Source organism: Allotamlana fucoidanivorans, from assembly GCF_006265225.1.
Lineage (GTDB): Bacteria > Bacteroidota > Bacteroidia > Flavobacteriales > Flavobacteriaceae > Allotamlana > Allotamlana fucoidanivorans.
Genome location: NZ_VDCS01000013.1, coordinates 1 through 20,517, shown reverse-complemented (window position 1 = coordinate 20,517; position 20,517 = coordinate 1). Strand labels below are relative to the sequence as shown.

Annotated in this window: 18 protein-coding genes; 4 read left to right on the top strand and 14 right to left on the bottom strand. The window is 34.9% G+C overall.

Features of this window, described 5'->3' with window-relative positions; genetic code table 11:
• Position 1: 1 nt before the first annotated feature.
• A complete protein-coding gene (locus tag FGF67_RS13580) occupies positions 2-1,201 on the bottom strand; it encodes a glycoside hydrolase family 88 protein (protein ID WP_139698306.1) in 1,200 nt (399 codons plus the stop codon).
• Between the two features lie 61 nt (positions 1,202-1,262).
• On the bottom strand, positions 1,263-2,279 hold the full coding sequence (locus FGF67_RS13575; protein ID WP_139698305.1) for a LacI family DNA-binding transcriptional regulator: 1,017 nt from the start codon (positions 2,277-2,279) through the stop codon (positions 1,263-1,265).
• Positions 2,280-2,395: 116 nt separating this feature from the next.
• On the opposite strand from FGF67_RS13575, the gene kduI reads away from it, so the two are divergent.
• From kduI to FGF67_RS13560, 3 genes are read left to right on the top strand one after another with little or no spacing between them, the layout of a single operon-like run.
• On the top strand, positions 2,396-3,238 hold the full coding sequence (kduI, locus tag FGF67_RS13570; RefSeq protein WP_139698304.1) for a 5-dehydro-4-deoxy-D-glucuronate isomerase: 843 nt from the start codon (positions 2,396-2,398) through the stop codon (positions 3,236-3,238).
• 2 nt (positions 3,239-3,240) lie between these two features.
• A complete protein-coding gene (locus tag FGF67_RS13565; RefSeq protein WP_139698303.1) occupies positions 3,241-4,035 on the top strand; it encodes a gluconate 5-dehydrogenase in 795 nt (264 codons plus the stop codon).
• Positions 4,036-4,061: 26 nt separating this feature from the next.
• A complete protein-coding gene (locus tag FGF67_RS13560; RefSeq protein ID WP_139698302.1) occupies positions 4,062-5,228 on the top strand; it encodes a DUF4861 family protein in 1,167 nt (388 codons plus the stop codon).
• A 61-nt stretch (positions 5,229-5,289) separates the two neighbouring features.
• Here FGF67_RS13560 and FGF67_RS13555 read toward each other — a convergent pair whose 3' ends face one another.
• Entirely contained in the window at positions 5,290-6,297 is a 1,008-nt protein-coding gene (locus FGF67_RS13555; RefSeq protein WP_139698301.1) for a DUF481 domain-containing protein, read from the bottom strand.
• Positions 6,298-6,335: 38 nt separating this feature from the next.
• A complete protein-coding gene (locus FGF67_RS13550; RefSeq protein WP_139698300.1) occupies positions 6,336-7,004 on the bottom strand; it encodes an outer membrane beta-barrel protein in 669 nt (222 codons plus the stop codon).
• Positions 7,005-7,147: 143 nt separating this feature from the next.
• Between FGF67_RS13550 and FGF67_RS13545 the strand changes: the two genes are divergently transcribed.
• Entirely contained in the window at positions 7,148-9,319 is a 2,172-nt protein-coding gene (locus FGF67_RS13545) for a multiheme c-type cytochrome (protein ID WP_139698299.1), read from the top strand.
• Here FGF67_RS13545 and FGF67_RS13540 read toward each other — a convergent pair.
• The 10 genes from FGF67_RS13540 to FGF67_RS13495 form a co-directional block, all read right to left on the bottom strand.
• Positions 9,309-10,655, bottom strand: a complete 1,347-nt coding sequence (locus FGF67_RS13540) for a BatD family protein (protein ID WP_139698298.1) — start codon at positions 10,653-10,655, stop codon at positions 9,309-9,311. The two genes, FGF67_RS13545 and FGF67_RS13540, sit on opposite strands and share 11 nt — an antisense overlap.
• Positions 10,649-12,355 (bottom strand): VWA domain-containing protein, encoded by a 1,707-nt coding sequence (locus FGF67_RS13535; RefSeq protein ID WP_139698297.1) that lies wholly within the window; start codon positions 12,353-12,355, stop codon positions 10,649-10,651. Before FGF67_RS13535 ends, FGF67_RS13540 begins: the two co-directional genes overlap by 7 nt.
• A 2-nt stretch (positions 12,356-12,357) precedes the next feature.
• Positions 12,358-13,347 (bottom strand): VWA domain-containing protein, encoded by a 990-nt coding sequence (locus tag FGF67_RS13530; protein ID WP_139698296.1) that lies wholly within the window; start codon positions 13,345-13,347, stop codon positions 12,358-12,360.
• Positions 13,340-13,816 (bottom strand): DUF4381 domain-containing protein, encoded by a 477-nt coding sequence (locus FGF67_RS13525; RefSeq protein ID WP_139698295.1) that lies wholly within the window; start codon positions 13,814-13,816, stop codon positions 13,340-13,342. Before FGF67_RS13525 ends, FGF67_RS13530 begins: the two co-directional genes overlap by 8 nt.
• 12 nt (positions 13,817-13,828) lie before the next feature.
• Positions 13,829-14,761: a DUF58 domain-containing protein gene (locus tag FGF67_RS13520; RefSeq protein ID WP_139698294.1), complete on the bottom strand. Its 933-nt coding sequence runs from the start codon at positions 14,759-14,761 to the stop codon at positions 13,829-13,831.
• Between the two features lie 9 nt (positions 14,762-14,770).
• Positions 14,771-15,739 (bottom strand): AAA family ATPase, encoded by a 969-nt coding sequence (locus FGF67_RS13515; protein WP_139698293.1) that lies wholly within the window; start codon positions 15,737-15,739, stop codon positions 14,771-14,773.
• 19 nt (positions 15,740-15,758) lie between these two features.
• On the bottom strand, positions 15,759-16,784 hold the full coding sequence (locus FGF67_RS13510; RefSeq protein ID WP_199240690.1) for an HAD family hydrolase: 1,026 nt from the start codon (positions 16,782-16,784) through the stop codon (positions 15,759-15,761).
• Positions 16,785-16,852: 68 nt separating this feature from the next.
• Entirely contained in the window at positions 16,853-18,370 is a 1,518-nt protein-coding gene (locus tag FGF67_RS13505; RefSeq protein ID WP_139698292.1) for an arylsulfatase, read from the bottom strand.
• A gap of 130 nt (positions 18,371-18,500) precedes the next feature.
• Positions 18,501-19,550, bottom strand: a complete 1,050-nt coding sequence (locus FGF67_RS13500; protein WP_139698291.1) for an AI-2E family transporter — start codon at positions 19,548-19,550, stop codon at positions 18,501-18,503.
• Positions 19,551-19,563: 13 nt separating this feature from the next.
• Entirely contained in the window at positions 19,564-20,250 is a 687-nt protein-coding gene (locus FGF67_RS13495; protein WP_139698290.1) for a hypothetical protein, read from the bottom strand.
• Positions 20,251-20,517: the final 267 nt, after the last annotated feature.

Genomic DNA, 20,517 nt, shown 5'->3' with positions numbered 1-20,517 from the left:
CTTACTTATTTAATTGTTTTTTATACCGCATTAGTGCTTCTAAATAATAATAGTCGGCATAATTTAGTGGTACATCAATCTCATTATTATGAGGAATACTCCCTACACTGTGCTTTAAAATAAAGTTATGGTTTTCACCTAATTTTGCTGTATACGTATCTGATGCCAAAGCATTCATGATTTTATCAATAGCTACCTTATAGGAATCAGTAGAATAAGTATCCAACTCTAAAAGTGCTGATGCGGTAATTGCTGCTGCCGAAACATCTCTAGGTTCATTAGGAATATTTGGGGCATTGTAATCCCAATAAGGAATTCCATCTTTAGGAGTCCCCTTATAATCAAGTATGAAAGATGCTATGTTTTTAGCCTGATCAAGGTACCTTAAGTCTTTGGTATATCTATAACAAACAATATAGCCATATAAACCCCATGCTTGCCCTCTAGCCCAAGCACTTGTATTAGCATAGCCCTGAGCTGTTTGCTTACTTCTAACGGCACCCGTTTCTGGATCATAATCAATAACATGATAAGAGCTATTATCTTCTCTAAAATGATTTTTCAATGTTGTATTGGCATGTGAAACGGCAATCTTCTCATAAGTATCATTTCCTGTTAACTTTGACGCTTCAAAAAGCAGCTCTAAATTCATCATATTATCAATAATCACAGGAAACTTCCAATCTCTTTGTGACTGCCACCCTTTATCAACATCCCAACTTTTTATACACCCTACCTTAGGATTAAACCGCGTAATTAACGATTCCGCTGCCGTAATCATAACTTGTTTGAACTGCTCATTTTTTGTTATTCTATATCCATTCCCATAAGAACAATTAAAAATAAAACCAAGATCATGATTTGTGGTTAATTTTTTGTGTAATTCAAACTTAGCCTGAAAATGCGTTGCTGCATGTTTCCAAGTTTCATCTCCAGAAAATTCAAATAAGTACCAGCAACTACCTGGAAAAAAACCTTCTGTCCAATCAAACTTTTCATGAGTCCAATGCATATCTCCTTTTGCATTCAAGGTTCTTGGATTTTTATTCACAGATTTGGCCTCTTCTAACAAACCATTCATTTGTTTTTCAGCAGCAAGTAATCGGTCATTGATTGTCTGGATTGGCTCTTGTTTTGGTCCCTCAATACAAGAAAGCAGGCACATTAAGACCAAAATTAACCATAGAAATTTAGTTTTCATTTTAGCAAAGTGTTTCGTTTAGTGCAAATCTATGTGTAATCATAGTTTTATTTGAATAGCATTACTTTTCAGATGACGCTCTAACAATCAACTCAGAGTTAAGGACATTAAATATACTGTCATTCTCAGTATCTTTATTTTGAATTTTTTTCAAAAGCAGCTCAGAAGCTATTTTACCAATTCGGAAAGCTGGTTGATTAATGGTTGTAAGAGGAGGTTCAATCACGGCAGAAATAGGATCGTTATTAAATCCTACAACGGCAATATCTTTAGGTATAGTCACTCCTTTTGATTTTAAATATTGCATCGCTGCTATGGCAGCTGTATCATTTGACGAATAAATGCCATCTACATTTTTCAGTTCAAGAATGCGTTTGGCTGCCCATATTCCATCAGACTCAGACAAATTAGACTCAAAAATATAATCGCCATTCACTGTTAAACCATGTTTTTTTAAGGCTTCAATATACCCCGCCTTTCTTTGCCTATACAATTCAATATTTTGCGCTCCAGAAAAGTGGACAATATGTTTGCACCCCTGTTGTATAAGATGTTCTGTGGCTTCAAAACTCGCTTTATAATTATCAATATTTATATTAATACTGCCTTTAAGATTGCAAGGCCTATCAAAAAAAACAATGGGCTTTCCTAAGTTCATGTATGCTTCCAAATGTTCAAAAGACGCTGTTTGCATGGAAATACTCATGAGTATACCATCTACTCTATTTGAAATTAATGACGAAATAATTTTCTTCTCTCTCTTAAGGCTATCCAATGATTGACAAATAATAACATTATACCCTGCTTGATAAGCCTTTTCTTCAATACCGGAAATGACCGTAGCAAAAAAGTATCGAGAAATTCGCGGCAAAACCACGGCTATGGTAAAAGTTTTCTGTGTACGAAGATTGGATGCCAAATTATTTCTTTGATAGCCCAATTCCCTGGCTTTTTCAAAAATTTTGTCTTTTGTTTTTTTTGATACGCGCGGACTCCCATTTAAAGCTCTAGATACGGTTGAACTATCAATACCTAAAGCTTTAGAAATATCATGAATGGTTGCTTTTCCCGCCTTCATAGTAACACAATTTTAAATAAATAAAACAAATATAACATATCTCAACAATTAAAATACAATCGATTGTATTTTAATAAGTTTTTCATACTTTTACAAAAAATAAATCACATTTAATTATGAGTACAAATTGCGAGGTACGGTATGCGGCTTCAACTAGGGAAGTAAAAACAATGGATACTAAAGCATTAAGAGATGAGTTTTTAGTGCAAAACTTGATGACTAAAGATGGTATTAAATGGGTATATTCTCATTATGATAGATATATGATTGCAGGTGTTGTACCTGTAAATACCGAAGTAAAATTAGAAATAGTTGACGCGCTGAAAGCGGACTTCTTTCTTCAAAGAAGAGAACTTGGTATCATCAATATAGGAGGTACTGGTGTGGTCACTGTTGATGGAACTGAATACACCATAGCTCACAAAGAAGCTTTGTATCTAGGACAAGGTAATAAAAATGTGAGTTTTTCAAGTCCCTCTGCTGATACACCTGCAAAATTCTATTTAAATTCTACTCCAGCTCATAAAGCCTATCCTAATAAAAAAATTGGTATTAATGATGTTGAACAAATTGAACTTGGAGCACCAGAAACAGCCAATGCAAGGACACTTAGAAAATATATTGTTAATAGTGTAGTAGATGTATGTCAATTACAAATGGGAATGACTACCATAAAGACAGGAAGCTCATGGAATACCATGCCTGCGCATGTGCATGACAGACGTATGGAAGTCTATTTTTACTTTGAAATCCCTGAAGACCAAGCCGTATGTCATTTTATGGGAGAAACTAATGAAACCAGACATATATGGATGGGCAATGAAGAAGCTGTAATTTCTCCACCATGGTCAATCCATTCTGGGTCAGGAACTAGCAGCTATAGTTTTATTTGGGGTATGGCCGGCGAGAATTTAGACTATGGAGACATGGATGTTTGTCCAACTAATGAATTGAAATAACTATGTCTGTTACACTCTTCGACCTTAGCAACAAAGTAGCCCTAGTAACTGGAGGAACCCATGGTTTAGGTCAAGCCATGGCAATAGGGTTAGGTAAAGCTGGAGCCAAATTAGTAATAAATGGTGCTTCATCACAAGAAAAATTAAACAACGCGGTAGCTGAATATAAAACCTTAGGCCTTGAGGCTTACGGTTACCTATTTGATGTTACTGATGAAAAACAAGTCATTGAAAACTTAAATAGGATTGAAACTGAAGTTGGTGCTATTGATATTTTAGTAAACAATGCTGGTATTATAAAGCGTACCCCATTAGAAGATATGGAAGTTTCAGACTTCGAGCAAGTATTAAAAGTTGACCTAGTAAGTCCGTTTATCATGTCAAAACACGTGGTTAAAGGAATGATAAAGAGGAAAGCTGGAAAAATCATTAACATTTGTTCTATGATGAGTGAATTAGGACGAAATACAGTTGGTGCCTATGCTGCCGCCAAAGGAGGGTTAAAAATGCTTACCAGAAATATGGCTACCGAGTGGGCTAAACACAATATTCAAATTAATGGTATAGGCCCTGGGTATTTTGCCACAAGCCAAACCGCGCCAATTCGGGTAGACGGCCACCCTTTTAACGATTTTATTATAGGTAGAACACCCGCAGGACGTTGGGGTGATCCAGCAGATTTACAAGGTGCTGTGGTATTTTTAAGTTCAAAAGCCAGTGATTTTGTAAATGGCCAGATTATTTATGTTGATGGTGGAATTTTAGCTACTATTGGCAAACCATCAAATGAAGATTAGTTAAACCTATTTAAAAACCAATTCATATGAAGTCTTTATCCATTTTTGCTTTGGTAGGCATACTTTGTTTTTCTGCCTGTGCCGACAAAAACAAAACTATTCTTATAAAAAATACATTAGATTTTGATCGGTCTGTTGAAACGGTTGAATTAACAGCTGAACTCTTAAATGTTCCAACCCTTGAAACATTAGGAATTAAAGATGCCGATGATGAAACTCTTCAAATTACCCAATTAGTAGATTATGATGGGGATGGCACAATGGATGTACTACTATTTCAACCAAAGATAAAAGCCAATACTGAAAAAAAGTATGAAATTGTGAACATTAATCCAGATGACAACCCAAAAACTGAGGTTTATTGTTATTCTCGATTTGTACCTGAACGTACTGATGATTATGCTTGGGAAAACAATCGTGTGGCATTTAGAATTTTTGGCCCTGATGCACAATACCGAGCCGAAAACAACTTACCTCAACCAACCTTATCGAGTGGTGTTGATGCATGGTTAAAACGTGTTGAATATCCAATCATTAATAAATGGTACAAAAAAAACGCAGAAAAAGGAAAATCATACCACAAAGATTCAGGTGAAGGGTTAGATAATTTTCATGTAGGCATAAGCAGGGGTGTTGGAGGTATAGCTGTAAAACGCGATACCAGCTTTTATTATTCAAAAAACTTTAAAACTTGGAAAACCATTACAATAGGTCCTATTAGAACAAGTTTTCAAGTGACCTATGAAGATTGGGATGCGGACGGAAATATCATAAAAGAAAGTAAAACCATATCTCTAGATTACGGAAATAACCTTTCAAAATTTGAAACCCATATTTCAGGTACTGATATAATTTCAGCAGGGATAACCCTTCATGAAAAAGATGGTGAAGTAACTTCCAATATGAACGAAGCTTGGACTAGCTATTGGCAACCGCATGGCGATTCTGAACTTGGAACTGCCATTGTTACTACTAAAGATTACTTACAATCTTTTGAAAAGTATGATACAGAAAGTAAAGATGAAAGTAACGCCTATGCACATCTAAATATAATTAATGGCAAAACAGTATATTATGCAGGTTTTGGATGGGCTAAAAGCGGTCAATTTTCAACCGAAAAGGAGTGGCAGGATTATTTAAGTCAATTTTCAAAACAAATCAATACTCCTTTAGAAGTACGTTTAACTGAATAAACACTAATAAAAAGAGTCATTTTAGCTTTAAAGTGGCTCTTTTTTATTTGTGACATACGCCTTAATTAAAAGACCATCCAAAGCCCGTGGTAATATTATAATCTGTATCATTACCTACTACAGCAGGCTGATTATCATAATTCAGGGTAAAACCTAACTTTAAATAAAAATCAAGGGGCAAATCATATTTTAAAGTTAAATTATAATCTGACCTTACCCTTCTACTTTCTGACAAGCTGGGAAAAATACTCAAGGTAGTTTCTAAACTCAAATCTTCTAGATCAAAAACATTAAACGTTCCTGATATTAGTAATTCTGACGATGTTTTATTCAAACTATTATCTGTATAATTTTCTATATTATACGTGTAACCTAATGTAGTTGAAAAAAACAATTTATTGGTAGCAATTAAAAACCGACCTACACCAGCACTTGGACTTGTTCTTCCTACCAGTGCCTGCTCTGTATTCGACAGGAATGAGGTATTGCCTAAAAGATACCATTTTCTGTTTAAAATTCTATAAAAACTCAATTTTGCATCCGTCCTTTTAACGTTATCAACATTATCTTGCCTAGAATTCAAAACACTTATTGATCCATTTACAACCCATTTATTATCCATATAACTCAAACTACCAGCGGTTGAAAATTGTTTATAATTATTTGCCTTAGCTATATTTAGTCCTAAATCAACAGACACTTTTACTCGCTTCCAAAAACGATCATCAATTTCATCTAGAGCTACAATTTCACTAATAACATAATATTCTGGGGTTCCATCTAATAACGTAATACGGGCATAGCCATTTTTATCGGTAGTTAAATTTCCAAATCGGCGGCGCCCCTTGGTAAGCATTATCAAGCATTTTTTCTGAATGTCTAGTGATTCTACTTTACTATATTGAACACGAAAATCTTTATCACTATAAGACGTTTTCACCGTAAGAACCGCCTTTGAAAGTCGTTTAACCTCGCCTACTAAAATGCTATTATCCTTTAACCGAATAGTATCTTTCTGAGAAAAGCCAAAAACCGGAAGCAATACTAGAAATAATAAAGATTTATACAACAAGGAAATTGTTTTTTATTAGTTTGAGTATACATAAATTAAATTCTAAACACTAAACCGCCACTAAAACCACCTATAACGGTTGTGCTAGCCACACTAACACCACCATTAATACCACCTGGGCCACCCCCAACGTAGAAGCCCCCCCAATTAACAGGAAATAACAAATTACCTTGCAAATTAATCCCAACATGATCACTAAACATAATATTAACACCTGCTTTAAAAGAAAACGAAAATCTGGTTTCATTACTATAAGTGCGGTCTGTAATCTCTCTATTTTCATTCTTTGGACTTAAGAAAACAAGTCCCACGGCAGCTCCTGCAAATGGTCTAATATTTTCTTTTGGAAAATATCTCGTACCTCCAATCATCACCCAATCGGCAGCTAAATCTGCCAATCTTGTTTCATCAGGAATATCAAAATAACTATCTCTAACCGTAACCGAAGTACTGTGATGCGTATATGAAACCTCGGCCATGGTATTATCAAAGGTTTCAAAACCTAAGGTAACGCCCCATTGGTCGCTATCTTTAATTTTTATAAAATTATTGAACCCATAATTGAGTTTTGACCCAAATTGATATCCATAAGAAGGCGTGATTTCAACAGTTTGAGCGTAAGAATATGTGACCGAAAACAGTAATCCTGCCATTAATAAAAATAAAGACTTAAACGTTCTTTCTTGAGTAAAATACTTGATCATAGCGCAATTGTAATTTGATTAATTTGTTACGTGTTATAAACAAAGTTACAAATTATTTAATTCAAACAGCCTTTAAGTTTGTTCCTTAATTGGGCTGTTTATAAATGTTTTAACTAAGTTTGTTTTTAACAATTTTTGCATTGATGAATCACCATAAAACCATCTATTTTTTATTTTCCATTTGCATTTTAACTTTTGGTTGTAAAAACAAAACATACAATAATATTGAAACGCCAACCCATTCTGCGCATGTTAGCAGCAACTATATAGGCTCTAATCAATGTAAATCTTGTCATGAAGACACTTACAAAAAGTGGTCTGGATCACACCATGACCGCGCTATGGACATAGCAAACGCATCAACTGTTTTAGGTAATTTCAACAATATAAAACAGGTTATTGATGGTGTTTCCTATCATTTTTATACAAAAGATAAAGCCTTTATTGTAAATGTGACAGAGATTGACGGCAGTGTAAATGACTATAAAATTGCATATACCTTTGGTTTTACGCCTTTACAACAATACTTAGTTGATTTTGAAGGTGGAAAAAAACAAGTGTTACGAGTAACTTGGGATGCCGTTAAAAACAAATGGTTTCATCAGTATAAAGGACAAACTATAATTACAACAGATTGGTTACATTGGACTAAGGGTGCTCAAAACTGGAATACCATGTGTGCTGAATGTCATTCTACAAATTTAAAGCGCGGTTATGATCTACAGTCTGACACCTTTCATACCACGTATAGTGAAATTGATGTGACCTGTGAAAGTTGTCATGGACCAGGTAGAAACCACGTTGAATGGGCATCAAAAGACATTAAAGATAGTCATTCGTATATCATCAATGGTAAAACGCAAGAAGACCAACTTTCACTTTGCGCACCATGTCATGCAAGACGTACAAAGTTGACCAAAGATTTAAAACCAGGTGAAACTTTTGAAAATCAATATTTATTGCAAAGTATCTCTTCTACATATTATCATGCCGATGGTCAAATAGATGAAGAAGACTACGTTTATGGGTCTTTCTTGCAAAGTAAAATGTATGCTCAAGGGGTTAAATGTAATGATTGCCATGATGCACACAGCTTAAAGTTGAAATTTGATGGCAATCAACTGTGTTTGCAATGTCATGCTCCATCAGAATATAATTCACCAAGGCATCACTTTCATAACTTAGACACAGATGCTGCATTGTGCATTAACTGCCATATGACTGGTAAGATTTATATGGGTAATGATTTTAGGCGGGACCACAGTTTTAGAATTCCTAGACCAGATCAATCCGCTAAGTATGGTACACCAAATGCCTGTAACCAGTGTCATCAGGATAAATCAAACCAATGGGCAGCTCAAAAGATCAAGTCCTGGTATGGAAAAGAAAGAGCGTCACATTTCTCAGATGCCCTATTGTTAAGCAACAAATTGGCACTTACAACTTCTGAGAGACAATCATTAAATATATTCATAAATAACCTAGAATTTCCAGCAATAGCTAGAGCTACCGTTATAGAAAACTTAAGTTACTTAAATCAAGCTGAGTTTAACGTACTCTTTTTGGCGTTAAAAGACCCGTCTCCATTGGTAAGATATAAAGCGCTTTTAGAGTTTAGAAGTTTAACTCCAGAAATGAGAAAAACTATAGCTGTAGAGCACTTAAAAGATTCTACAAGATTGGTAAGAATAGCGGCTGCCCAATTGGTGTTAGATATTAATGAAACTACCTTTGATCCTAAACACCAGTCTTATGTTTATCAAGCTAAAGCCGAATATGAGCACATGATGTTTACCAATGCTGATTTTCCAGAAGGCAGACTTCAACTTGGTGATTATTATATGCAAATGAACAATGTTTCTGAAGCTATAAAGCACTATAAAATGAGCCTTTATAAAGATAGTTTGGTGTACCCAGCATATTCCAATTTAGCTACAGCCTATTCCATAAACCAAAATTATGATGAAGCGTTTACTGTTTTGAATTTATGGGAACAAAAGCAACCTAACTTAGGTAGGCCACATTATTTAAAAGCCTTATTGCATTTTGAGTTAAAAGAAGATGAAAAAGCCATTGCGCAATTGCAAACCGCCATAAGAGTTGATCCAAATGACACCAGATCAATGTACAATTTATCTACCTACTACTTTCAAGGTGAAAAAGATTTATCCTTGGCAAATGATTTTATTAATAAGGCTTTGCAGATTATGCCTAACAATAACGACTACCAGTATTTAAAGGCATTAATACTCCAAAAGCAAGGAAAAACAAAAGCTGCTAATGCCATTTTCAAGATGCTTCAGGTTAATCAATAGCTGTTGGGTTAAGCCACTTGTTATTATTGGGTTTAATCTTTTCATCTTGCAACAAATATACTTTTCTAGATTGTACTAAGGCATTTTTGAGGTGTACTATCACTTTTGTATTTGCTGATGTTTTTTTCTGAAATGCATCCTGATTATACTTTAACAAAGCATCATTTAAATTTTCAAAATTAAACTTTTGCGCAAAACTAGATAAGGTCTCGTATCTGCTGTCTAAGGTCTTTATCCAAATACGGCTTTTTATCAAAAATTGTCCAGAATCGTGCTGTTTTAAAGCTGAGAGTGCTTGTTTAAACGCGTATTTCTCAGAATTTAAATACTGTAAGCGTTTTAGTTTTATCCATCTCAATAGGCGTTTGGTGAGTTTGTAAACCACAAAAAGAAACAATAAACCAGTTAATACGTAGATGGAGAAGTTTTTTGCACTTAAACCCAAAATGGTAAACGGTTTTTCTTCTTGTTCAACTTCTGCTTCAACTGTTTTTTGAAGTGACTTTTTAATGCTAGCCAGCATTTCTAAATCAGGGTTTGGTGCTACTGTTATTGGCACAGCGTCAAGTGTTTTGGTATAAAACACTTGACTTCCTGGGTTCCAATAGGTGTATGTAGTACCTGGGATAAGTACATTGCCTTCTTTTTCAAACAAGTAATTAACTGTTTCTGTGCGACTTGCAGAGACATAGGTTTTAGCTTTGGTTGTGTTAACTGTAGCTCTCTTAGGGTAAATGCTTATTCCGGGAATGCTATCCCATGCAGTTGAAGGAATAAATTCAGATAATGTGCCACCTGCCGAGCGCGTTATAGTGCGTTGCACAACATCGCCAACTTTAACTTTTGTTAAAGGTGTCGACCATTTTTGCTGTACGGTTAAACCATTTGAAACTAACCAACTGTTTGGGTCATATCCCATTGGGATGTCGTTTACCTTAAGAGTTTCTGGTTTTGTTTTAACAGCGTGTTTTATTCCTTTATAATTGTCTGGTTTAGGAGATTCAACGTTTATAGATAAGCTAGGTATTATCAATTCACCTGTTTTATTGGGGAAGAGATTATAATAGAAGCTTACACCAGAATATTTTTTACCATTAAATGTTCTGGAATTACTTAAAGACCTGAAGTAAACCGTTAGTGCGCCATCAATTTGAATATTACCTACATCAACGCCAGAAGTGAACCAAGTTGATGTATACACAGAAACCGTAAGCTGAACGGGTTCGCCTATATACGCTTGCTTTTTGTTTAAAGTAGCATAACTGATAATGCTTTGCGCATGTAGTTGCGTGCCCAAAACCAATAGCAGAAACATGAAACCCAATTGCTTTACCATGAATGCGCTGTTTTTTCAGGTTGTACTAATTTTTTCTTGACTTGATATCTAAACTTTTTTGTTAAAAACAAAGCGGGGTCGTCATCTATTTTTCGCATCAAAATGTTTTTTGGTAAAGCGCCTTGACCTGATTTAAAATCATCAGGTAATTCATCAAGCTCCTTGCCTTTGCGTTGGCCAGTTTCTGCGGTTTCTTCTTTCCGCTCCTTTTCCATATCTTTTTTGGTAGCCTCTTGCCCGCCACCACTTAAATCTTCAGGAGAATCGTTTTGCTTGTTTTTGGCTAGTGCCTTGTCTTTTTCTTCTTTAAAGGTTTTAGGTTTATTGGCATTAAGACTATCAACGGCTTTGGCTATAATTTTTAAATTGTCTTTTGCTTTTGTGTTGTTAGGATATTTACTTAGCACCTGTTCAAAAGCTTCTTTTGATGCTTCCAGTTTTCCAAGCTTAGCATAAGTTAAACCTAAATTATACAACCCGTTGGTTGTTGTGTCTTGTTTGAAAGCTGCTTCTGCACTAACAAAATCACCAGCTTTATAGTAGGCCACACCTTTGTGCATAGGGTCATTAAATTTTAAAGCCGCATTTGCGTAATCTTTATCGTTATATAATTGCTGACCTTGATAATCTGAGGTGTACCATAAATCTTTAAATGAAGAGATTGATTTCGGTGTTTTGTCATTTGAATTACAAGAACTCAAACAAATCAATAGAAGCAAGCTGTTGATACTCCAGCCTTTTCTGAAAGAAAACGAAAACAGTATCATTAACGGAATTAAAAACCAGTAGCCTTGATCTTTCCATGACTCATCTTCTTTATCAATTTTATCTTCAAAAATCAATTCTTTACTAACACTTTTAGCCAAATCTTTTACGTCACTATCGTCCAAGGTAGCTTCTAAAAAAAAGACATTTTCAATAGCCGTAAATGCGCTTAATTTTGTGGTGTTGAGTGCTGATTTTGTGTTGTGTTTAGGAATTGTGCCTCCTGTTGGTGTGGCAAATGGGTATATAAACAGTTTTACATTATTTTCTTGTAAAAAGTTGTTAATTCTTTCAATAGAAAGGGCTTCCAAATCATCGGTAACTAGTAATATTTTAGATTGTGCAACAGGGTCAAGTGATAAGGCTTCTATTTTATCAAACAAGGCATTGAATCCTGTTCCTTTAACAGGCATCATTCTAGGTTGCAAACCATCAATTTGGTCTAAAATAATTTTGTAATCGGTTGTAAAAGGTGTAACTACATGCGATGAGGCTGCAAAAACTATTAAGTTGGTTTCAGCTCTAGGGTTTGCTTTTAACAAGTCGTGAATTTTAAATTTAGCACGTTCTAATCGGTTTGGAGATATGTCATCTACAAGCATACTTTCAGACATATCAAGGGCAATAACAAACTGAGATTTCACCTTTTTGGTAGGCGCTTTTATTCTACTCCATGTTGGGCCTAAAAAAGAAACTATTCCAATGATGAACATGATAACCACCGAAGTTCTGATAAGCATAGATTTCCATCGCGTTCCTTTTTGAATCACATAAGGTCTTAGGTGTTTGGCAATAGCATTTACCCATGAGGTAGATTCTTTATAAAACACAAAGCCTAAAATAATCAATAGTAGTCCGGAAATCATATACAAAACATAGTTTGTTCTCAAAAAATGAAAATCTTCCCAGTTAATATGTTTTAAAGTCTCTACCATGATTAAGCCTTTAAACGTTTAATTATTGTTATAATATGATTAATTAAAACTAAGAGTAAGCCGAGCAATAAGGCTATTCCTAATGGGTACTGATATAATAGTGTTTTTGGTATGTAGGTTTCTTCCTCGTACTCAACAGGTTCTAGCTGATCTAATTCGGTATAAATACGTTCTAGTTCTGCGGTATTTTTGGCTCTAAAATATTTACCGCTGGTAAGTTGTGCTATTTCAGTTAGAGTACGCTCGTCAAGGTCAGACATACTGCTTCCGGGATCGCCTATACCAACGGTGTAAATAATGGTAGAATCTTTTTTTGCTAAATTGGCTGCATCAAGAGGCAATATGCTTGTACCACTATCAACACCATCAGTAAGCAAGAGCATGACTTTGTTTTGTATGGTATCGCGTTGAAACATATCCATACCCTTTACAATAGCTTTTCCAATATTAGTCATTTGTCCTGCCATACCCACATCGGCCTCATCAAGCATGGTTTTTACGGTTTCAAGGTCGGTGGTAAAAGGCGCCTGAATATAGGCATTACTAGCAAAGAAAATAAGTCCCATTTTATCGCTTTCGCGTTTAACAATGAAGTCTTGCATGATGTTTTTTACGGCTTCCCATCGTGTTACGCGTTTATTATTAATAGCCCAATCGTTATTGGCCATACTAAATGATAAATCAGCAAGAATTAAAAAACTACGCGACGTTTTTACTTTTTTTTCAGGTTGACCAACCAATTGAGGTGACGCTAAAGCAAATAGAAGCAATAGCCAAATAACAAACATGATGACTTTTGTTAACCAAAACTGCTTTTTTACATAAGTAGATTTTTTAGGTTTTTGATGAGTAGCCTTTGCGCTTGAGTTGAAATAGGGGTAGATTAAAGCTGAACTCCTGTGTTTTATGGCAGGTAATAGCCAATATATTAAAAAGGGTATGATAACAAATACCGCCACAAACGGATATGCAAATTCAAATTTATCAGGCATGATCTTTAATCCATTTTATACTCGTTTGAATGAACTCTTCAATATCAAAGCTGCTTTCAGTATTGTACTTGTTTTGATAAACAGCGTTAGAGATTACAGCTTCGTGTTGCTCAAAATAAGAGGATTTAACTTTACTATCCATTAGTGCCAGCCAGTCCCTTCCTGAGAGTGAGGCTACTTCGTTCTTAGAATATGTGCGTAATGCTGTTTGCTTGAGTAAAAACATAACCTTTGCTATAGCGGGATAAACCTCTTGTTTGTCTTGTTTAGAAATGCTTTGTATTTCTTGTATAGCAGCTCGTCTATATCCCCGTTGTTTATAACGTATAAACATGTTATAAACTATAAATAGTACAAGAACTAAAAGCACCACGCCAATAAGTTTCCAGCCCAATGTTTCCAGGGTGAACGTAATTGGGTCTGGCTCAATAATTGGTTGTAGTGTATTTTCTTGCAGTATTAATAGCATAGTTATGTATGTCTATAGATTAGAAAAGACCTCTAGTAATTCTTCTTCTATTGGATTGCAACAGTTGACCTTAAGTAACGTGATGTTGTATTTGCTAAGTTCAGACTTAAAATCGGTAAATTCTTTTTCAAAAGTAGCTTCTACCTTTTCTTTAGTTTTTGAGTTTTTACCGTTTAAATTAATTTGCTTGGTTTTATTGGTAATGGTAAGTTGTGCATTTGGAATGTGATCTTCCAATTCATCAAAAACTTTAATCATTATGATATCATTATGCAACCCAAGCTGACTGAGGTATTTGATTACAGCCGGGTTATACCTGTGGAAATCACTGATGATAAAAACAACATAGTCATGCGTTACAATGTTGTTCACTTTTGCAAACATCTCAGCAAGAGAATTATCAAAATCTTTTATATCGTAATTATAAATGTTTTGATTGGCTTCAACTATTTTCTGAAGAAAATAAATGCTATTTCTGGCATCACGTTTTGGTGTTATGATTTCGTAATCTTCACCAAAAACTAAACCGCCTACGCGGTCTCCCTTTTTTTTTGTTTTATGTGCAATTATTGAAGCAATTTCTCCAGCCACAAAAGCTTTGGTTTTATTTTTTGAACCAAACCCCATTGAGCTGCTTTGGTCTACAAAAATGAAAACAGGTTTTTCCTTTTCTTCAGTAAAAATCTTGGTGTGCGTTTTTCCTGTTTTGGCGGTAACTTTCCAGTCAATGTTTCTAATATCATCGCCAAAAATATAGGGTCTAACTTCTTCAAAATCTAAACCACGTCCTCGTAGCTTAGAAGCGTACTGCCCAGAAAGTATACTGTTTGATTTATTCTTACTGTCACTTATTTGTAATGTTGAACTAAACACCTCTAATTTTAAAAGGTGTTCAAGTGATAAAAACACATTGGGCGGACTATATTTTTTTTTGTAGAGCTTCATACGGTTGATTTAAGCAATTACTGCAACAACCTCTATAATTTTGTCGATAACCTCATCTACACTTACGCCTTCTGCTCTAGCTTTGTAACTTAAAGCAATACGGTGTCTTAACACATCTTTGATGACTTGGTGTACGTCGTCTGGCATGACATAATCTCTATTGTTCATCCAGGCATTTACACGGCTGCATCTGTCTAAGGCAATTGTTCCTCTAGGGCTTGATCCAAAACTTATCAGCTCACTGAGACTGGTATCGTATTTTTCTGGATATCGTGTTGCAGAAATAAGGCTAACCACATATTTTTCAATATCTTCAGAAACCTTTATTTGAGCAATCTCTTTTCTAGCCTCAAAAACTGATGTTTTAGGAATAACCTCATTGCTCGCAACATTTGGTTTTACTAAAGCTTCTTGTTTATTTAAGCGCATGATTTCAAGTTCTGCATCATCATCAGGATAGCTTATTATGGTATGCACTAAAAATCGATCCATTTGAGCTTCAGGCAAAGGATAGGTTCCTTCTTGTTCAATTGGATTTTGAGTGGCCATTACCATAAATAATTCATCCATTTTATAGGTTGTACCAGCTACCGTTACTTGACGTTCTTCCATGGCTTCTAGTAATGCCGACTGTACTTTTGCCGGAGCTCTGTTAATCTCATCGGCTAAAATCAAATTATTGAAAATAGGGCCTTTTTGAAAAACGAATTTTTCTTTTTCATTGGGAATATAGATCTCTGTTCCTGTAATATCTGAAGGTAATAAATCTGGTGTAAACTGAATTCTACTTAAACCACAATCTAGGTTTTTGGATAGCGCATTTATTGCTCTTGTTTTTGCCAATCCTGGCAAACCTTCAAGTAACATGTTGCCGTTTGCTAAAAGCACCAATATAATTCGATCAATAAGATGTTCTTGGCCAATAATTGACGCAGCCATTTTTAACTTTAGGGTTGAAATGGATTCAAATGGAGACATAGCGTTTGTGTTAATAGTTTTACTCTTTTTGAAAAGGGTAGATAACTTTCCAATCTTTTTTCATGTCAATTACCGTCCACCCATTAGCATTGGCATAATCTAAGCCTTTATCGAGTTTGCCAATATGCGAGTCTCTATCATAAGCCCATTCGCGTTCGGCATCGGTATGATGTAAATACAATTGAAATGATGGATAAGTGTTAGAATCTGTGTAACGCAGCATAGCAAAATCACCATCAGAATTCCCAGAAGCGAAAACTGGTTTTTTGCCAATAAAGCGTTGTATACCTACTGGTTTTCCTTCTTTATCGTCAATAAAATCAATCTTTGGTAAACGTTTTATTAAAGGTTTGTCCTCTTCAATAACAAACTCTGTTTTAACACTACTTCCCACAACTTGATCAACAGGTATACCGTAAACGGCTTCAATCCATGGTCTCATAAAATCTATACCACCCCCAGATACAATGTAAGTTTTAAAGTTATTGGCTCTTAAATAATCTAGAAGCTCTAACATAGGTTGGTAAACAAGCTCATTATAGGGCTTATTAAACCTAGGGTGACGAGCTGTTTTTAGCCAGTTTTTTACAATGGCGTCAAACGCTTCAACGGTCATTCCAGCATGTGTTGCCATGACTATTTCAAGAATACCATGTTCACCATAACTCATAAGCGTTTTCATGTCGTCTTCAAGAACCGCTTTATAAGGTTGTTTAGTTTTCCATTCAGGATGTTCATTAGCCATTGCTTTAATTCTGTCAATCGCAAAGAATAATTGAAAATACAAAGGTTGCTCTGACCATAGGTTACCATCGTTGTCAAACGTAGCCACACGATTAGAAACTGGAATAAACTTTGCACTTTCTGTATTTGTAACCTCTTTAACGTAACTTATAATAGCTTGTTTAGTAGGCGTATCATGCCAAGAAGAAAGTGGGTCTGTTTGTTTACTTTCTAGTACAGTTGACTCGAGTAAACTTGCTTTTTGTTCTTTACACGAAAAGGTTAAGAACATTAAACAACTACATATTATAACGTGCTTCATGGTTGTATTAAAAAAGGCAGCATTAGCTTATTAAAGCTAAAAACTGCCTATATTATTCAGATTACCTCTTAATTTTGCGGTCTGCTTTTCATTTTAGCTATTACAGCATCAACACTTAAAGTGCCTCCTTCAACTGGAGGAAAGTCTTTAAAAGAACTTAAAAAATTAGCAACATATGCTTGAGCTGGTACGAACATCCACATATTATCACCATACCATCTTGTGTATAAGGCTGATTTATAAGATACTTCAAAGGGATCTGCCCTTAAATTAATGACGATAGGCCATGAAGGCGTTTTTCTATAGGCTTCATTAATACTACCCTCCATGATTGCAAAGTGAATCTTCCAGTTTTGATACCTTAGCGCATTAAGGTTTCCTCCTGCATCAAAATAGAATATTTCTTTCCTTGGAGATTCCTTTACCTCTCCTTTCCAAAATGGCAACATATTATAGCCATCTAAATGGGCTTTAAAAGTTTTTCCGGCAGCTACATATCCCGTTAAAAGTTTTTCTTTAACATCTGGTACACCAGCGGCTGCAAGCAATGTTGGCATCATATCTTCGTGAGAATGAATATCATTTATAATTGTTCCTGGTTTTATAACTCCCGGCCATCGAATAACACAGGGTGCTCTAAAACCACCTTCCCAAGTAGAACCTTTTTCTCCTGCAAACGGTGTTGTCCCTCCATCAGGCCAAGTGAATTTCTCTGCTCCATTATCAGTAGAATACATCACTATAGTATTATCAACAATCTTCAATTCTTTAAGTTTGTCTAATACTCTACCAATAGCTTTGTCATGTTCCACCATGCCATCTGGGTACAAGCCAATACCTGTAACACCTTCGCTTTCTTCCTTTAAATGCGTCCAAACATGCATACGTGTAGCACTTAACCAAACAAAGAATGGCTTACCTGCCTTATGTGCTTTTTCAATAAAGGCAATTGCGGCATCAGTAAACTCTTCATCAGCCGTTTCCATGCGCTTACGTGTCATTGGTCCTGTATCCTCTATTTTGCCATCGGCATAAGAATGCAATACACCCCTTGGTCCAAATTTTTTGTGAAATTCGGGATTTTTCGGGTAATAATAGGTTTCAGGCTCTTCTTCTGCGTTTAAATGATAAAGGTTCCCAAAAAACTCATCAAAGCCATGATTTGTTGGCAAATGTTCATCTCGATCTCCTAAGTGGTTTTTACCAAATTGACCAGACACATAACCTTGAGGCTTAAGCAATTCTGCAATTGTTGGCTGATTTTCCTGAATACCTTGCTCTGCTCCAGGCATTCCTATGGTAAGTAATCCTGTTCTAAAAGGATGCTGCCCTAAGATAAAGGCCGCACGACCAGCTGTACAAGACTGTTGGGCATACCAATCGGTAAATACGGCGCCTTCTTTTCCAATGGCATCAATATTTGGAGTTTGATAGCCCATCATACCTTGACTGTTGATACTGATATTGGAATACCCAATATCATCACCCCATATAACCAAGATATTGGGTTTTTTGTTTTTTTGAGCAGACATTACCTGCAACCCACAGACTACTAAAAAGCCTGCCAATAGTTGTTTTATTTTCATAAATTTCAATGTTTTTTCTAAAAATAGAATATTTTTTTGAAATTTTAGACATCGATTTTAAATAAAACAAAAAACTTATAATTTCTTTACCAAACTGTTAGATTAGCATAAACTTGCCTTAACAAAATGTCTAAACTTTTGTTCGCTCCCCAAAAGTCCAATACTCTAACATTCTATACATAACAGCCAAAACAACAGGACCTATGAACAAACCTATAATACCATGTAAAAGCATACCGCCTATAGTACCTAATAAAATCAAAATAGTTGGAGTTTTTAAACCTTTTCCTAAGAATATGGGTTTTAGAACATTGTCTAATAGTGCTACTAATATGGTATAAATGGTAAAAATGATAGCCGAAGTGGTATCAGCCATTGAAAATGAAAGCATTATTGCGGGTAACATAACCAGTAATACCGGAATTTGAATAATACCAAGTACCAAAACCAAAAAAGTAAAAACACCTGCTGCAGGAATACCTATAACTCTAAAACCAACAAAAGCAAGAGCCGATTGAATCAAAGCTACCAATAATACCCCTTTAACAACACTTTTTATTACCTTACTTGAAATGGATATGATTTCTTCTCCATCATTATTTGTAAGCTTATTAATAATTAAAAGCATCCTTTGTTTAAGGTATGTGGCATTATACATCAATGCAATAGACACTATAAAAGACACAAAAAATGTAAAAAAAGTTCCAATAAACCCTTTTAAACCGGAAAGAATATTTGGAATCTTATCCAGAATAAAAGCACTGTGTTTGATAAGATAATTTTGAATATCAGAAGACAAGTCGCTCCAATTTTTAAAGACCGTTTCACCTATAAAAGGCCATTGCTTAACACTCTCACTAGGCAACGGAATAGCTAGAGTATGATTTCTTATACCCTCAATAATATCAACAAATGAATTTGCCAAAGATGTTGATATAGCATAGGTTGGAGCAATAAATACTACAGTGGCCGATAAAGCAAAAATTAGAGTGATATGCTTTTTGTTTCCTTCGCCTGCTTTTTTGATAAAATAATTGTAGACGGAAAATAATGATATGGCTAAAATAATGCCCCAAACCATAATAAGCACAAACGGCTTGATTATTGTAAAACACCATACCAGTAAAACTAATAAAACCAATGTTTTTAACGTGGTAGTTATGGTGTCATTATTTTTCATACTTACTTATATTTTACTTTTTGTTTAATTCCTCAACTACTTTTGGCACAATTTTACTTGCTACCTTATGAGCATCTTTTGGATCATAAAGTTTGGTGGTTACAACCCCTACTAATTGTTTATCTGCGGGCTCATCAAGATTATAAGCCACAGTCTCTAAAACATAATCTGTACTTACACTAGTAGATGTTGAACTGGTTACATAGCCTCCAAAAGAATTATAATAGGAGCCATAAGCATATGGGTAACTAAAGTAATTGTAGAAATTACCATAATAACCCGGGTAGAAATTATTATAGCTTGCTCCCATATAAATACCATTATGGCTTTTTGTTACCGTTTGTTGTTTATCTTTTATAACGGTAAGCATTACCCCATTATAACCTTCACTTTCCATAAGGCTTCTAATAAACGCTACGCGCTCTTCAGTAATTTCTTTATTCGGATAAATTTTAGGTGCTTTAGTATAGCTTTCTGTAGCTTTTATTCCTTTTGCTCTTAACGCATTGGCAATTTCAACTTCAAAAGCTATACGTCCTTGATCATTTGCTGTTCTGGCAATGACTAAAACATTTTTTTCTTTAAATGCATTAACTATTGATTCTTCAGCTTTCCATGCATTAACTACTTTTGTGCTTTGACAACTTAACGTGACTAAAAAAAGAAAGCATAGGGTACGTACAAAATAGATGTTCTTCATAATATGTAATAGTGTTTCAGTGATTTAGATTATTAGCTATGTAAATTAAAGTAAAAAACTTCAGTTATAAGAAAATAAAACACCTTTTCTATATTATTATTTCTTCAATCTGAACATGTTATTCACGATGCAATAAAACAACTGGACTTCCTATATTAGACTGGACAAAAAGATGAGAGAATATGTTTGCTAGTTATTAACTTAGCAATTATGAGAAGTAAACCCAAACATTACACTTTAGAATTTAAACAAAAGGCAGTTGAGTTG

What these genes read in the sequence shown, in the direction of transcription:
- FGF67_RS13575 (WP_139698305.1), bottom strand. Translation starts at nt 2,279, where the DNA reads ATGAAGGCGGGAAAAGCAACCATTCATGATATTTCTAAAGCTTTAGGT.
- FGF67_RS13560 (WP_139698302.1), top strand. Translation starts at nt 4,062, where the DNA reads ATGAAGTCTTTATCCATTTTTGCTTTGGTAGGCATACTTTGTTTTTCT.
- FGF67_RS13550 (WP_139698300.1), bottom strand. Translation starts at nt 7,004, where the DNA reads ATGATCAAGTATTTTACTCAAGAAAGAACGTTTAAGTCTTTATTTTTA.
- FGF67_RS13520 (WP_139698294.1), bottom strand. Translation starts at nt 14,761, where the DNA reads ATGAAGCTCTACAAAAAAAAATATAGTCCGCCCAATGTGTTTTTATCA.
- FGF67_RS13500 (WP_139698291.1), bottom strand. Translation starts at nt 19,550, where the DNA reads ATGAAAAATAATGACACCATAACTACCACGTTAAAAACATTGGTTTTA.
- FGF67_RS13540 (WP_139698298.1), bottom strand. Translation starts at nt 10,655, where the DNA reads ATGGTAAAGCAATTGGGTTTCATGTTTCTGCTATTGGTTTTGGGCACG.
- FGF67_RS13495 (WP_139698290.1), bottom strand. Translation starts at nt 20,250, where the DNA reads ATGAAGAACATCTATTTTGTACGTACCCTATGCTTTCTTTTTTTAGTC.
- FGF67_RS13545 (WP_139698299.1), top strand. Translation starts at nt 7,148, where the DNA reads ATGAATCACCATAAAACCATCTATTTTTTATTTTCCATTTGCATTTTA.
- FGF67_RS13580 (WP_139698306.1), bottom strand. Translation starts at nt 1,201, where the DNA reads ATGAAAACTAAATTTCTATGGTTAATTTTGGTCTTAATGTGCCTGCTT.
- FGF67_RS13515 (WP_139698293.1), bottom strand. Translation starts at nt 15,739, where the DNA reads ATGTCTCCATTTGAATCCATTTCAACCCTAAAGTTAAAAATGGCTGCG.
- FGF67_RS13510 (WP_199240690.1), bottom strand. Translation starts at nt 16,784, where the DNA reads ATGAAGCACGTTATAATATGTAGTTGTTTAATGTTCTTAACCTTTTCG.
- FGF67_RS13525 (WP_139698295.1), bottom strand. Translation starts at nt 13,816, where the DNA reads ATGCTATTAATACTGCAAGAAAATACACTACAACCAATTATTGAGCCA.
- FGF67_RS13565 (WP_139698303.1), top strand. Translation starts at nt 3,241, where the DNA reads ATGTCTGTTACACTCTTCGACCTTAGCAACAAAGTAGCCCTAGTAACT.
- kduI (WP_139698304.1), top strand. Translation starts at nt 2,396, where the DNA reads ATGAGTACAAATTGCGAGGTACGGTATGCGGCTTCAACTAGGGAAGTA.
- FGF67_RS13530 (WP_139698296.1), bottom strand. Translation starts at nt 13,347, where the DNA reads ATGCCTGATAAATTTGAATTTGCATATCCGTTTGTGGCGGTATTTGTT.
- FGF67_RS13505 (WP_139698292.1), bottom strand. Translation starts at nt 18,370, where the DNA reads ATGAAAATAAAACAACTATTGGCAGGCTTTTTAGTAGTCTGTGGGTTG.
- FGF67_RS13535 (WP_139698297.1), bottom strand. Translation starts at nt 12,355, where the DNA reads ATGGTAGAGACTTTAAAACATATTAACTGGGAAGATTTTCATTTTTTG.